The 13,981-nt window shown below is 59.8% G+C and carries 13 protein-coding genes; 4 read left to right on the top strand and 9 right to left on the bottom strand.

Features of this window, described 5'->3' with window-relative positions; all coding sequences use genetic code 11:
- The first annotated feature begins 24 nt into the window (after nucleotides 1–24).
- The gene (locus tag ACVWXC_RS04760; protein ID WP_099812983.1) at nucleotides 25–723 is read left to right on the top strand and encodes a class I SAM-dependent methyltransferase; all 699 of its coding nucleotides are present in this window, start codon (nucleotides 25–27) and stop codon (nucleotides 721–723) included.
- Here ACVWXC_RS04760 and ACVWXC_RS04755 read toward each other — a convergent pair.
- Entirely contained in the window at nucleotides 720–2,912 is a 2,193-nt protein-coding gene (locus ACVWXC_RS04755; RefSeq protein WP_457391377.1) for an NAD-binding protein, read from the bottom strand. The two genes, ACVWXC_RS04760 and ACVWXC_RS04755, sit on opposite strands and share 4 nt — an antisense overlap.
- A gap of 407 nt (nucleotides 2,913–3,319) precedes the next feature.
- Here ACVWXC_RS04755 and ACVWXC_RS04750 point away from each other — a divergent pair, with 407 nt between their 5' ends.
- From ACVWXC_RS04750 to ACVWXC_RS04740, 3 genes are all read left to right on the top strand, one after another.
- Nucleotides 3,320–4,366 carry a Fe(3+) ABC transporter substrate-binding protein gene (locus ACVWXC_RS04750; RefSeq protein WP_457391379.1) on the top strand — a complete coding sequence of 349 codons (1,047 nt, stop codon included), beginning with the start codon at nucleotides 3,320–3,322 and terminating at the stop codon, nucleotides 4,364–4,366.
- 172 nt (nucleotides 4,367–4,538) lie between these two features.
- The gene (locus tag ACVWXC_RS04745; RefSeq protein ID WP_099812978.1) at nucleotides 4,539–5,807 is read left to right on the top strand and encodes an esterase-like activity of phytase family protein; all 1,269 of its coding nucleotides are present in this window, start codon (nucleotides 4,539–4,541) and stop codon (nucleotides 5,805–5,807) included.
- 91 nt (nucleotides 5,808–5,898) lie between these two features.
- Nucleotides 5,899–7,632, top strand: a complete 1,734-nt coding sequence (locus tag ACVWXC_RS04740) for an ABC transporter permease (protein WP_457391381.1) — start codon at nucleotides 5,899–5,901, stop codon at nucleotides 7,630–7,632.
- 115 nt (nucleotides 7,633–7,747) lie between these two features.
- Here ACVWXC_RS04740 and ACVWXC_RS04735 read toward each other — a convergent pair whose 3' ends face one another.
- The 8 genes from ACVWXC_RS04735 to ACVWXC_RS04700 form a co-directional block, all read right to left on the bottom strand.
- Complete coding sequence (locus tag ACVWXC_RS04735; RefSeq protein ID WP_011430926.1) at nucleotides 7,748–8,692, bottom strand: F0F1 ATP synthase subunit gamma; 945 nt, start codon at nucleotides 8,690–8,692, stop codon at nucleotides 7,748–7,750.
- A gap of 45 nt (nucleotides 8,693–8,737) precedes the next feature.
- On the bottom strand, nucleotides 8,738–10,258 hold the full coding sequence (gene atpA, locus ACVWXC_RS04730; RefSeq protein WP_011430927.1) for a F0F1 ATP synthase subunit alpha: 1,521 nt from the start codon (nucleotides 10,256–10,258) through the stop codon (nucleotides 8,738–8,740).
- A 59-nt stretch (nucleotides 10,259–10,317) separates the two neighbouring features.
- Entirely contained in the window at nucleotides 10,318–10,866 is a 549-nt protein-coding gene (gene atpH, locus ACVWXC_RS04725) for an ATP synthase F1 subunit delta (RefSeq protein WP_011430928.1), read from the bottom strand.
- Nucleotides 10,867–10,882: 16 nt separating this feature from the next.
- Nucleotides 10,883–11,443, bottom strand: a complete 561-nt coding sequence (locus tag ACVWXC_RS04720; protein WP_457391422.1) for a F0F1 ATP synthase subunit B — start codon at nucleotides 11,441–11,443, stop codon at nucleotides 10,883–10,885.
- Between the two features lie 35 nt (nucleotides 11,444–11,478).
- Nucleotides 11,479–11,952, bottom strand: coding sequence for a F0F1 ATP synthase subunit B' (locus ACVWXC_RS04715; protein ID WP_011430930.1), 474 nt, complete (start codon nucleotides 11,950–11,952; stop codon nucleotides 11,479–11,481).
- A 94-nt stretch (nucleotides 11,953–12,046) separates the two neighbouring features.
- Entirely contained in the window at nucleotides 12,047–12,292 is a 246-nt protein-coding gene (gene atpE, locus ACVWXC_RS04710; RefSeq protein ID WP_011430931.1) for an ATP synthase F0 subunit C, read from the bottom strand.
- 229 nt (nucleotides 12,293–12,521) lie between these two features.
- On the bottom strand, nucleotides 12,522–13,268 hold the full coding sequence (atpB, locus tag ACVWXC_RS04705) for a F0F1 ATP synthase subunit A (protein WP_011430933.1): 747 nt from the start codon (nucleotides 13,266–13,268) through the stop codon (nucleotides 12,522–12,524).
- Between the two features lie 5 nt (nucleotides 13,269–13,273).
- The gene (locus tag ACVWXC_RS04700; protein WP_228375272.1) at nucleotides 13,274–13,825 is read right to left on the bottom strand and encodes an ATP synthase subunit I; all 552 of its coding nucleotides are present in this window, start codon (nucleotides 13,823–13,825) and stop codon (nucleotides 13,274–13,276) included.
- Between the last annotated feature and the right edge of the window lie 156 nt (nucleotides 13,826–13,981).

Genomic DNA, 13,981 nt, shown 5'->3' with positions numbered 1-13,981 from the left:
AGGATTCGTTGAGAATGCTCAGCCATGCCCCAAACCGGCCTCGATACCTTTCAGCTTCTTTACCAGCACCACCGTGGCCCCAGCTTTTGCGAGCGCATGCTGGCCACGGCTCCTGGGCGCTTCAACGAGGCCTTTTGGCGGTTTTGGCAGCAGCACGTTGAGCCTTGCTTGCCTGCTGCGCCCTGCCTGCTGGATCTGGGAACGGGGCCGGGGTATGTCCTCCGGCAGTGGGCCCAGCGCTACCCCGGCGGACAGTTGATCGGCGTAGATCTGATGCCCTACATGTTGGAGCGGGCTAAAGCCGACCTCAAAGACATCCCCGGCATCCAACTGCTGCAAGCGGACCTCCACGATCCCCATTTGCCCCTGCCCGATAGCAGCGTTGACGCGGCCCAGGCGGTGGTGGTGATCCACGAGATGGTGCAGCCGGTGCGCCTGTTGCAAGCGGTGCGGCGTCTACTCAAGCCAGGGGGACGATTTTTGCTAGTGGACTGGGTGCGCGCCCCCCTCAGCCTCTACTTCGATGCCGCCACCGAGGCCCAACTGTTTCAGCCGGACACCCCCCTAGATACCTTGGTGGATCAATTTACCCACTTCTACGAGCACAACCGCTTCAGCGCCGAGGACTTGGCCTGGCTGTTGGAGAAGGTTGGTTTAAGAGTCGTGGCCCAGGAGCTCTACGGGCAAAATCGCTTTGTGCGTCTTGTGGCCGAAAAGCCCTAGAGGACTTCAAGGATCCGCCGCTCGCCGGACTGCACCTGGGCAAACACCTGCACCTCGGTGCTCATTTTGCGCAGTTGGCGGGCCAACTTAATCGCCTTGTCGCGGGGGAGAGGGGGGCTCACCACCGCCGGCAGACAGCGCAACAGCGGCTTCAGGGCCGTCTTGGGCAGCCGCGCATAAAACGCCAAGGTGGAGAGGATCTCGTCTTCAAAGTAGGGGTTGCGACATTCCAAAAGGCGCACTTGATACAGCTCCGGCGGCAGAGGGCGTCCCTGGGCCAGGCGAATCAGGGATCCCACCGTCCCCATCACATACAGGCAATCCCCCCGCTTCAACACCGTCTCGCCCTCTTTCTGCCAGATCTTGGGGAAAACACAGGGCCGGCCCGGTCGGGAGTGATGCAGCAAAATTGCCAGGTCGTAATCCTGGGCCAGTTGCCGCAGGGACAGCCCCAGGTAAGGGCTGGAAGGCGAGACCTCCAGCAGCGTCACCAGCAGCGTTTCCCCCTCCCAAGTTAAGGTGCCGTAAACGGATCCCACCAGCGCTGCCGTGGCAAAAGCGCGCGCCCCCAGGGCGGTGGTGCTGTAGCTGGTTCCCAGCGTCTGCAGATGCCGCTGCATCCGCGCCGCCACCTGGGGATCGGTAACCCGCAAGATGGTGCGGATCCCCGGTTGCAGGCTGTGGGCGGTCAGGGCGGTCTCGAGGTTGGTGAGATCGTCAGGCGTCGTGCAGATCAGGCAGCGGCTGCTTTGGATGCGAGCCTGTTGCAGCGTGCTGGCCAGAGCGTAGTTGCCCCGAATCACCACCGCCCCCTCCCGTTCCGCCGCTTCCACCAGAGGGTTGTCGCTGTCGGGCTCCACCACCACCACCTCATAGCCCATCTGCCGCAACAACTGCAGCACCAAGTAGCTTAGCCGCCCCAAACCGGCAATCACCACATGATCCGCTTTGGGCATACGGGCGGCTCGGCCCAAGCCAAAGCGGCTGCTCACCAACTTGTCGGTCACCAACCCGTAGATCAACCCCACCAGGGCAGCTCCCACCAAGGTCATGACCACCGCCACCACCTTCACCCCCAGCGGCGTCTCCGCCTGCTGAAAAGCCTCGATGTCGCCATACCCCCCTGTCAACACCACGATGGTCAGCAGCAGCCCGTCAACCACAGATTTGCCGATAATTCTGAAATTAATGACCCCCAGCACCAACATCGCCCCCAAGGTGAAGGTGAGGGTATGCACGATGGGCTTGACCTGCAGCAGTCCCTGCAGGCTTCTGCGCAGCCAAGATAGGAGGCCCCGCCCGAACGACTTGCCTCGCCGTTGTTGTCGCCTGTCTTGCGCCTGTCCGCTGGCCCAGCGTTGGGCCCGCGAAGAGCCGCGCCGCCCGTTGCGCTCCAACAGTTGCAGATAGGATCTGGGGTCGCAGATCACCAAAATGCGATCCCCCTCCAGCAGCTCTGCCTCGTGGTCGAAATCGTCGAAAACCCGAGACTCGGAAAAGTCGGACAGCCCGTCCACCGGGTAGTGGAACAGCACCCGCGCCCCAAAGGTTTCCTCCAGTTCCGCGAGGGGCATGTGCAGCAGACGGGAGTTGTAGCCGATGGTCAGCTCCACCACGTTCCAGAGGGTGGTCTCTTGGGGGGCGCCCAAATAAAGCGGATCGGCCAGCTCCGGCGGCAGCGTGGCCGGCTGAGCCTCCAACTGGGGCAGCTCGAAGTAGCCGACAAATTCGTCCGAGACAGCCTTGAGGGCAAAGGCCGGAGCCGCTAAGCCGGCAACCGATAGGGAAAAATGCTGCGGCAAAATCGAGTCCAGGTAGCGGGCAAGGCCGGTGTTAAACAGACGAGAGACAATGCGCGCCTGCGGGTTGAGATCTCGAATCAAGAGGGCCAGCTCGAAGTTGGCCTGGTCGTTGTCCTCCAGCAGCAGCGCCACCTTGATCCGCTCGATCCCAGCCCGGCGCAGCACCTCCGGCTGATGGGGATCCCCCTCTACGTATTGCCACGGTTCCTTTAACAAAGAAGGCCGCGGGCCAGGAGCCACCACCACCGCGCGCTGTCCAAAGTCTTCCAGAATCTGCAGCGTCAACGCTGCCAAGTCGTTGTAGCCACAGACTAGGAGGAAAGCACCTGGATCCCGGCCATTGTCTTGCAGTTGCTCATCCGGCCCTTGAGAAGGGGAGCCCACCATACTCCACCATCCACCCTGCTCCCTTTATACCCAAGGCAGCTCTAAAACCCCAACCTACCCAAAATATTCCAGTAAGGGATCCCCTTGCCCGGCCAGCCGCATGAGGAGCGACCTTGGCTCTTGTTTCCAGCGAGAGTTGGCGGATCTGAGGCCAAACGGTTCAAAGATGAGAACAACTCCCAACAGCTTGACTCGGTACTTAGGATCCTCTATCATTGCCCCAGAGCAAAGTTCTTGAATAAAAATCTCAATAAGCTTGGCCTAGACAAAGATCAAAAAGCCGGCATTTGGGAAAACTCCCCTGCTTTCAGGGGAGGGACTTTCAAGTGCTTTCTCGGGTAAAGGCATTGCTGACTGGGTCAATGCAGCAGCCTTTCTTGAAATGTTTTTGAGTTTAGGAGTTGGGTATGCGCTTATCGCGACGGCAATTTGTCAGCTGGGCCGCTCTGGGCTCTGTAGCCTTGGCGGCAGGCTCGTTGGGGCGTCCGGCCCGCGGCGCCAACCGGGAGGTGAACCTCTACACCTCGCGGCACTACGGCACAGACGAAAAATTGTACGACCTCTTCAAGCAGAAAACGGGCATTACGGTGAATTGGGTGCAGGGCAAAGCCGATGAGATCATCGAGCGCATCCGCAGCGAGGGATCCAACAGCCCCGCCGACATCTTCATGACGGTGGATGCTGCCCGGTTGTGGCGCGCTCAGAACGAGGGCTGGTTTCAACCCATCCAGTCGGAGACGCTCTCCAAAAATATTCCCGAGTCTCTGCGGGATCCAGAGGGGTACTGGTTTGGCCTCACCAAGCGGGCGCGGGTGATCATGTACAACAAAGACAAGGTGGATCCCAAGGAGCTCTCCACCTACGAAGATCTGGCCAACCCCAAGTGGCGGGGCAAGGTGCTCACCCGCTCCTCCAGCAATGTGTACAGCCAATCTCTGACGGCCTCGATCATCTTGGCGCATGGGATCCCGGAAACCGAAAAGTGGGCCCGCGGCCTAGTGGCCAACTTTGCCCGCCCGCCGGAAGGGGGAGACATCGATCAGATCAAAGCCGTAGCTGCTGGCGTGGGGGATGTAGCCTTAGCCAACACCTACTACCTGGCGCGCTTGATCAAATCCGACAATCCTGAAGATCGGGCCGTAGCGGAAAAGGTGGGCGTCTTCTTCCCCAACCAAGAAGATCGCGGCACGCACGTCAACATCAGCGGCGCCGGAATTTTGAAAACTGCTCCCAACAAAGAGGCGGCCGTCCAGTTTCTGGAGTTCCTCTCCGGCCCAGAGGCGCAGGCCATTTTTGCCCAGGGCAACAACGAGTATCCAGTGCTGTCAGGGGCCGAGATCGACTCGGTGGTGGCCAGCTTTGGCACCTTTAAGGAAGATACGATCAACGCCGCCAGCATTGGCCGCGTCACCCCTGATGCCCTAAAGGTAATGGATCGGGCCGGTTGGAAGTAGATCAGGCCTCCAGGACAGGCCCTGAGCGCAGCCTCCCGTTGGTAGAGCCGCAAACGTTAAGCAGCTTGACAGTTTTTGGCCAAACGTTGATACTCTAGGACGGCGTTGCCTCCGTTCGAGGCCGCTCGGGCCTTTTGTCTATACTTTTTCAAGGTTTCTGGAGGCTCAGCCAATGAAGCAACTGCGCACTGCAGTCTTGTTTTTGCTCCTCCCTTTTTTAACTTCTTCCTACAGCAGTAGCCCGGCAGAGGCCATTGAAAGCCTCCCCGAAAAGGCTCCCGTTCCCAAGCGGGATCTGCTTTTAACCACGGAAAACGGCGTCAAAATCTATAATGGCGGGTTTGGCTCTGGCCTTGCCTTTGATGGCCAGTACTTCTATGCTCTCACCGATCGCGGCCCCAATATCGACGGAGCTGAATCCAACGACAAGATCTTTCCTAAGCCCGACTTTACCCCTCAAGTTGCCAGATTATCCCTGGAGGGCGAGGGCTTCAAGTTAGACAAAGTCATCCTGCTGCAAGACGAAACCGGCAAAAATCTCACGGGGATCCCCAATCCATCTGATTTGGGGGGAACAGGAGAAAAAGCTTACGATCTCAGTGGCAAACAGATAGCGCCGGATCTCAAGGGCATCGATCCAGAAGGCATTGCGGTGGCCAAAGATGGCAGTTTTTGGGTTGCCGACGAATATGGACCTCACTTGATCCACTTCGACGCCAACGGCAAGGCCATCGAGTGGCTAAATCCTTTTGGGAGCGGAGTCGGTGGCAAAAAGCTGCCAGAAGTCTACAAACATCGGCGCCCCAATCGCGGCATGGAGGGGCTGACGCTGACGCCCAATCAGAACTATCTGGTTGGCATCATGCAGTCGCCGCTTTTGAACCCAAACAAAGACGTTCAAAAGACTGCGACCGTTTGCAGAATACTCTTCTATGACCTGACCACGGGCAAGTTTAGGGAATACCTCTACCCTCTGGAGGGAACAGGCACGGCCGTTAGCGAAATTGCCGCCATCACAGACACGACTTTCCTAGTCCTCGAGCGGGACGGCAAAACTCCGGGAGCCGACAAAGACGTAACCAAGAAAATCTACAAAATTGACATCTCTGGCGCTACCGATGTCTTTGATCCTGGCCCAAACGGCCGGTTGGTCGACGGCAAAACGCTGGAGCAGTTGACCCAAGAGGAAAAGGCCGCAGCAGGGATCAAGCCTGTTGCCAAAGAAGAAGTCTTTGACATCACGTCGATCCCCAATTATCTCCACGATAAGCCAGAGGGATTGGTCATTCTCGACGCAAATACTCTGGCGATAGTGAACGATGACGACTTCGGCATTGTCTCGGAAAAAGGCGTGGTTCAGGAGAAAAAGATGCCCTACCTAGACAACAAGCTAGACGAGAACATTGTCTATTTTGTTAAGTTGCCAAAGGGTTTGTTTTGAAAGAGAACCTAGCTGTCAAAAGGGGGAAATTCCCTACGGATTTCCCTTTTTTCTCAGAGCTTGCCGGAGCAGGTGTCCCTGAAAAATTGAGATGCACACAGGAACTGGGCTAAAGTTGTTGAGCAAATCTCTGCAAAAAGTTGGCTTCCCCCCTCTCAGCGGATGGGCACTCCTGACTTTAACCCTCAGCGGCCTCATCCTCCTTCCCGTCCTGACGGTGCTGCTCAGCCTCTTTGCCGATGAGCGGCAGGTTTGGCAGCACCTGGCCGACACGGTCTTGGGGCTATATGTGCGCAATACCCTGGTGATGATGGTGGGTGTGGCAGTGGGCGTTATCCTGGTCGGCAGCGGCACCGCCTGGCTGGTGACGATGTGCGAGTTTTGGGGGCGGGCCTGGCTGGAGTGGATGCTGGTGTTGCCCCTGGCAGCTCCTACTTATGTGTTGGCCTACGCCTACACGGACTTTTTGCAAGTAACCGGCGGCTTCCAGATCTGGCTGCGGCGGGTCACCGGCTGGGGCATCGGCGGCTACTGGTTCCCTAACATTCGCTCCTTGTGGGGGGCGATCCTGCTGCTCGTCCTCACTCTTTACCCCTATGTGTATCTCTCGGCGCGGCTGGCCTTCCAGGAACAGTCGGTGGCCTGTTTGGAGGTGAGCCGCTCCTTGGGCTATGGGCCGTGGGCCAGCTTTTTCCGAGTGGCCTTGCCGCTGGCGCGGCCGGGGATCGTGGCCGGCTGTCTGCTGGCTTTGATGGAGACCTTGAACGACTTTGGGACGGTCAGCTACTTTGGGGTCGATACCTTTACCACCGGCATCTACCGCACCTGGACGGCCTTGGGCAATCCGGTGGCTGCCGCCCAGCTCTCGGCGCTGCTGCTGCTGTTGGTGCTGCTGCTGATGGCCCTGGAGCAATTTTCCCGCCGGCGGGCGCGCTACTATCGCCAAGGGTTCAAGCCGTCCCTCACCCGCTACCGTCTGCAGGGGATGCGGGCGGTGGGGGCGTGGCTGGCCTGTGGGATCCCGATTGGGCTGGGCTTTGTCGTGCCGGCCCTGATCCTGCTCAACATGACTCTGCGCCAGGGAGAGTTGGGCCGCCGCTTTTGGAGCTACGCCCAGAACAGTTTTCTCCTCTCGACGATCACGGCGGTGATTGCCGTCTTGGTGGCGGTGGTGGTGCTGTACGGTTTGCGGCTGCAAGGGTTCGAGCAGGCGAGATCTGTCCGGGGCTTGCGGCTGGCGGTGCGGCTGTCTTCTCTGGGCTACGCGCTGCCCGGGGTGGTGATCGCGGTGGGGGTTCTGATTCCCCTAGGGCGGCTGGATCAACTGCTGAGCGACTTGCGGCAGGTGGTACTGCAACAGCCGCCCGGCTTGGTGATCAGCGGCACCATTGTGGCGTTGGTGTTTGGCTACCTGGTGCGCTTTTTGGCCGTTGCCCTGGCCACGGTCGAGGCGACGCTAGCGCGCATTCCTCCCAGCCTGGATGAAGCAGCCCGCAGCTTGGGGCAGGGATCCCTGGGCACCTTGCTACGGGTGCACCTGCCCCTGATGGGAGGCGGGATCCTGGCGGCGATGCTGCTGGTGTTTGTGGATGTAATGAAGGAGCTGCCGGCAACGATGGTGCTACGCCCCTTCAACTTCGATACCTTGGCCGTCCACACCTACCGCATGGCTGCCGACGAACGGCTGGCCGAGGCCGGCGCTCCTGCCTTGGCGATTGTCCTGGTGGGGATTTTGCCGGTGATCCTGCTCAACGCCCAGATAGCCCAGCGACGCAATCTAGGCTCCTCAAATGAAATGAAACGTCTCCCTACTCCCCTCTCCTAGAGGGAGAGGGGTTGGGGGTGAGGGTCGCGGCGCGAGGCGCTTGGCTTTTCTGGGCTAGAGAAGGCTGCCCTCTATGCGTCAGCTTGAGTGCAGGAGTGGGTCACTGGAGGGAAGTTTACAGGGCCTCAGCCCCGGCAACTACCTCCAGGATCTCCTGAGTGATGGCCGCCTGCCGAGCTTTGTTGTAGGCAAGGCCCAGTGTGCGGATAAGCTCGGTGGCGTTGTCGCTGGCGTTGCTCATGGCCGTCATGCGGGCCGCCAACTCGCTGGCCGCTGCTTCCTGCAAAGCCCGCAACAACTGGTTATTCAAGTACAGCGGCAGCAGCGCGTCCAAAATCTGCACCGGATCCTGCTCGAAGATCATGTCCGGCGGCGGAGCGGAAACAGCAGCCACGATCTTGCTGCGCTCGACGGTGAACTCTCCCCCGCGCACCAGAAGGTTAAAAATCTCGTCGTCGCGGGCAGCCAGGCGCGTGGGATCCAGAGGAAGCAGCGACTGCACCACTGGCCGCGAGCTAATCAGCGAGACAAAGCGAGTGTAGATGAGCTCCACCTTATCCACCTTCTCGGAGAGGAAAGCGGAGAGCAGCTCATCCCCAATTTGAGCAGCTTCAGCGGCAGTGGGGATCTGGGACAGATTCACGTAGGTCTTGGCGATGGGGGCAGAGCGGCGCTGAAAATACTGCACCGCCTTGCGGCCCACCAGGTAAAGCCGCACCTGCTGCCCCGTCTCCTGCAGCTCGCGCACCCGCTCCTCGGTGCGCTTGATAACGTTGGCATTGTAAGCGCCGCACAGGCCCCGATCCCCGGCCACCACCAATAGGCCCACGGTCTCAATGGGCCGCTGCTTCAGCAGGGGCAGGTCGACATCCTCCAGCCGCAACCGCGTCTGCAGGCGGTAGAAAACCTGGGCCAGGCGATCGGCAAAGGGACGGGTGGCCATCACCTGCTCCTGAGCCCGTCGCACCCGCGCCGCGGCCACCAGGCGCATGGCCTCTGTAATCTTGCGGGTGTTCTTCACCGCCTTGATGCGGTCGCGAATCCGCTTTAGGTTTGCCATAACCGATCCTCTCTGCTGTGGTCACTGGATGGGGATCCCCGGCAACTAGGCCGCCTTGGCCAGGAAGCTTTGCTTGAACTCCGCGATGGCGGTTTTCAAGATCTCTTCCGCCTCGTCGGTAAGCTGCTTGGTGGAGAGGACGATCTCGCCATACTTGGGATGGGCGGTGCCCAAGTAGGACAGCAGGCCCTGCTTAAAGCTGGAGACTTTCTCCACCGGAATGTCGTCCAAATACCCCCGCGTCCCGGCGTAGATGATGGCCACCTGCTGATCCAAAGACAGGGGCGAGTACTGCGGCTGCTTGAGGATCTCCTGCAGCCGTTGGCCGCGGGCCAGTTGCTTCTGGGTAGCTTCGTCCAGGTCGGAGGCAAATTGGGCAAAGGCTTCCAGGTCGCGATATTGCGCCAGTTCCACCTTGATCGAGCCGGCCACTTTCTTCATCGCCTTGGTCTGGGCTGCCGAGCCGACGCGGCTGACAGAGATGCCGACGTTGATGGCCGGGCGAATGCCGGCGTTGAACAGATCCGACTCCAGGAAGATCTGCCCATCGGTAATGGAGATAACGTTGGTGGGAATATAGGCCGACACGTCGTTGGCCTGGGTTTCCACAATCGGCAGCGCCGTCATGGATCCCTCGCCCAGCCGGCTGTTCAGCTTGGCGGCCCGCTCCAGCAGGCGCGAGTGCAGATAGAACACATCTCCTGGGTAGGCTTCCCGTCCAGGTGGGCGCCGCAACAGCAGCGACATCTGCCGGTAGGCCACCGCCTGCTTGGACAGATCGTCGTAGACCACCAGGGTATGCTTGCCCTGGTACATGAAGTACTCGGCGATGGTGGCGCCGCAATAGGGGGCCAGCCACTGCAGCGGGGCCGGGCTGTCGGCGCCGGCAGCCACCACAATGCTGTAGTCCATCGCCCCTCGCTCGCTCAGGATGTTCACCACCTGGGCGATATTGCTCTGCTTCTGGCCGATGGCCACATAGATGCAAATGACATCCTGTCCTTTTTGGTTGAGGATGGTGTCGACAGCAAGGGTGGTCTTGCCGGTTTGGCGGTCGCCGATGATCAGCTCCCGCTGGCCCCGCCCGATGGGGATCAGGGCATCGATGGCGGTGATGCCAGTCTGCAGGGGCTCGTAGACGGAGCGGCGATCGACGATGCCAGGGGCCGGCGACTCAATGAGGCGCGTCTCGGTGCAGTGAATCGGCCCTTTGCCATCGATGGGATTGCAGAGGGGATCCACCACGCGGCCCAGCAGGGCTTCTCCCACCGGGATGCTGGCAATTCTGCCCGTGGCTTTGACGATAGATCCTTCTTGGATGTTGCGCCCGGAGCCGATCAGCACCGCGCCGACGTTGTCTTCCTCCAGGTTGAGGGCAATGCCCACCGTGCCATCCTCGAACTCCAGTAGCTCGCTGGCCATCACCTTCTCCAAGCCGTAGATGCGGGCAATGCCGTCCCCCACCTGCAGGACGGTGCCGACATTGGAGATCTGCATCTCCTGGTTGTACTGTTCGATCTGTTGCTTGATGATGGTGCTGATCTCGTCTGGGCGAATTGTAGGCATGGCAGTCCTCTCGAGGGAATGGGAAGGGATCCAAAATTAAGGAAAAACGCTCGGCCAATCTAGGCTAACTGCAGCGCCAGCCGGCGCAACTGGCCGCGCAGGCTAAGGTCGATCACCTGGGATCCAATCTTAATGATCACTCCACCCAGCAACGTGGGATCTTGGCTGGTCTGGAGCTCCACGCCGCTGGCTTGTGTGAAGTCCCTCACCCGCTCGCGGATCGACTGCTGTTGCGCCTCGGTCAAAGGTACCGCTGTGGTCACCTCGGCCAGGACGATATTTTTGAGCTTCCGCTGCAGCTCCAAGAACCGCTGGCAGACGGCCCCGAGGAACATAATACGGCGACGGTCGCTCAACAGCTTGAGCGCGTTCAGCAGCAGCGGGTGGATCTGGTCGGCAAACACCTGCTGCAACAGGTTTTTCTTGGCTTCCGCCTTGACCAGGGGACTGGCGAGGAATTGGCCCAGCTCCGGCGTGGCCTGCACAACCGCGGCAATGAAACGGATATCGGCCTCAAAGGTATCCAATAATCCCTGCGCAGAGGCCAGCGAAACAAGGGCTTCGGCGTAGGGATCCACCACTCTGGCGGCCATGGTGCTGCTGATCATAACTTCCCCTTTCCTCCTAGCGGGCAATCATCTGGATCCCCCGTTCAATCAGGCGCTGGTGCACCTGCTCGTTGAGGTGTTGCGGCAGCTCCTGCTCCACCTTGCTCAGGGCTTGGCGCACGATCTGGCGGCGCAGCTCCTGGAGAATTTGCTCTTGTTCGGCAGAGAGATCCCTTTCGGCGTTGGCGCGCAGCCGCTCGATCTCCCGCTCCGCCTGCTGCAACAGCTCCTGCTGGCGGGCTTCCGCATTGGCCTCCGCCTGTTTGCGAATGCGCTCCGCCTCCTGCTGAGCCTGCGCCAGCTTTTGCTGCTCCTCCGCCAGCCTCTCGATCGCCTCCTGCTTGCGCTGCTCCGCCTGGCGCAGCTCCTCGAGGATGCCTTCTCGCCGTTTGGCCAGAGCTTCCCCCACCACCCGGCGGCCCAAAATGTACAGCAGGCTGAGGATGATGGCGATGTTGATTAAGTTGCTTTCCAGAATCGCATCCAGGATCCCCTTTTCTGCAGAACCCTCAGTGGCTTCCGTCACCGGCTCGGCAACGGCCAAAAGCCAAGCGGGCACAAGGCTCCACACCAGCATCACGCGCTACTCCAAAGGAATGTTCAACTGGCCACTTAACGGGCGCTGCCCAACAGCTTCTCGGTGATCTGGGCGGCAATGGCATCCACTTGCTGCTGCAGTTGTTCGAGCGCCGTCTGCTTTTCCTGCTCGATTTGCCGCCGCGCCGCCTCCAGCTTAGCTTGGATCTCCGCCTGGGCCGCCGCCAGCTTCTCCGAACGGATACGGGCCGCAGCCGCTTCCGCCTCGGCGATCACCTGCTGCGCCTGGAGGCGGGCCTGGCCGATCTCAGCCTCGTACTGGCGGGTCAGGGCCATCGCCTTGTCCAGCCGCTCCTGGGCCTCCGCCTGGGTGGTGCGGATGTAGTCGTTGCGGCTGTCGATAACCCGAGTAACCGGCTCGTAGAAGAGGGAGTTGAGCACGGCCACCAGCAACAGAAATTGGACGGCAATGATGGGCAAGGTGGCGTCGAGATCGAAGAGGCCATTTTTCTCGGCAGCTTCAACGGCCAACAGGGTTGAACAGATCATGGGGCCGCACCAACAGAAACGGGATCCAACATCGAACAAGGCAGGGGGCGAACCGGCGCAACAGAGCTATTGATCCGGGCCGCCCCCAGAGACATCAGGCGAAGGGGTTGGCGAACAAGAGCACCAGCGCCACCACCAGGCCATAGATGGTCAGGGCTTCCATGAAGGCCAGGCTAACCAACAGGTTGCCGCGGATTTTGTCTTCTGCTTCCGGCTGACGGGCCAGCCCCTCCATGGCAGCGGCAGCAGCATTCCCCTGGCCCAGACCCGGGCCCAGGGATCCCAGGCCAATTGCCAGAGCGGCAGACAACACAGAAGCAGCAGAGGTTAACGGATCCATAGCAAGATGCTCCTTGTCGTTACAAAACAGATGTTGACACGAACGCAACAGCGTCTTGAGCTTGAGGTGATCTGACCGGAGTAGTCGAGCCGATCGCCTCTTTGTCGGCGGCCTCCAGGCTCAAGCCCTCGGCCCCAACAAACCTTACCAGAGAAGGGATCCCTTGCGACGACCTTTGAAGGAGAGGGGGCGTTGAACTGGGTAGAAGTCCCCACCTTCCCTCCGCAGGTCAATCGTGGTGATCCCCACCCCCATGACCTTCCAGCGCCTCTCCAATGTAAGCGGCCGAGAGGGTGGAGAAGATCAAAGCCTGAATGGCCCCCGTAAACAGAAATAGGATCATCACCGGCACCGGGATCAACAACGGCACCAGCAACACCAACACCGCAATCACCAGCTCTTCTGCCAAGATGTTGCCGAACAGACGGAAACTCAGGGAGAGGGGCTTGGTGAAGTCTTCCAGGACGTTGATGGGCAACAGAACTGGCGTGGGCTCGATGTACTTCTTAAAGTAAGACAGCCCTCGCTTGCTGATACCGGCCACGAAATACATGACGCTGGTGAGCAGCGCCAAGCCGGCGGTGGTGTTGATGTCGTTGGTGGGAGAGGCCAGCTCTCCTTCCGGCAGGGGAATCAACTTCCAGGGGAAGAGATTGCCCATCCAGTTGGAGACAAAAATAAACAGGAACAAGGTGCCAACGTAGGGCACCCAGGGCCGGAAGTTTTTCTCACCAATCTGGGCACGGGCAATGCTTTGGACAAACTCCAGGGTGTACTCGATAAAGTTTTGCAGACCAGCGGGCTCCCGCTGCAGTTGACGAGTCCCCAACAGCACCACGGTCAAGATCAGGGCGATGGCAATCCAACTGGCAATCAAAACTTGCCCGTGAACCGTAAATTTGCCCAGGTGCCAGTAAAGGTGATGACCAACCTCAAGTTCTGCTACCAGAGGAGGAGCGGAGAAGAACAGGTTCATGAGCATCACGCAGAAGAAGATAAACGGGTCAAGGTCTGAACAAGATAAATCAGCAGGGTGACCTTGTAGGTCATGAACCCCAAGAAAATGGGCAAAATCTGCAAAGACTTCACCTGGGTGGCCAGGACGATTAGCCCGACAAACAAAGCCAAACGCGTTACCCCCAGTCGGCTGCGACTTTTGCCCAGTTCCGCGACGCCGCGGCCCAGCATGCGCAGATAGACTACGCCGACGATTGCCCCCAGCAAATAATTGGCAGCCACCGCCGGCGAGTAAACCAAAGCCACCCCCACCGCAATGGCCAGGCTCACCCCCAAGGTGACCAGCACCAACCATAGCTGCAGTGCTTCATAGCTCCTGCCAGCCGTTGTCGCCTTCTCCCGCAAATCCGCTTTGCCCGGGGCAAGCGACGGCTGCAACGCACTCTGGCAGCCCAGACCCGCCTCCTGCTGTGGCGGAGGCGCCGCCTCCTCCAGGGGCGGCAAAGGCTTAGGCTTCCACGGGGTCGCCTTCCAACGGGCAGGACTGTGGGAGAGGAGTCGGGAAGAACGTGCCATGGGAATGAGGTCACCACCTCTGAGGATCTGGCCTTAACCCAAAATAACACGACTAAGTAACAATACTTAACGAGTTGGGCGAGGCCAGGGCGGGATGGAACCTTGCAACTATCGCCTCGAAAGACGACTAGCCCTTCGACAGACGGAGATGTTCCT

This window comes from Thermostichus sp. OS-CIW-20 (genome assembly GCF_054061455.1).
Note: the sequence above shows the minus strand (reverse complement) of the source record. Positions and strands in the feature narration are given on the sequence as shown.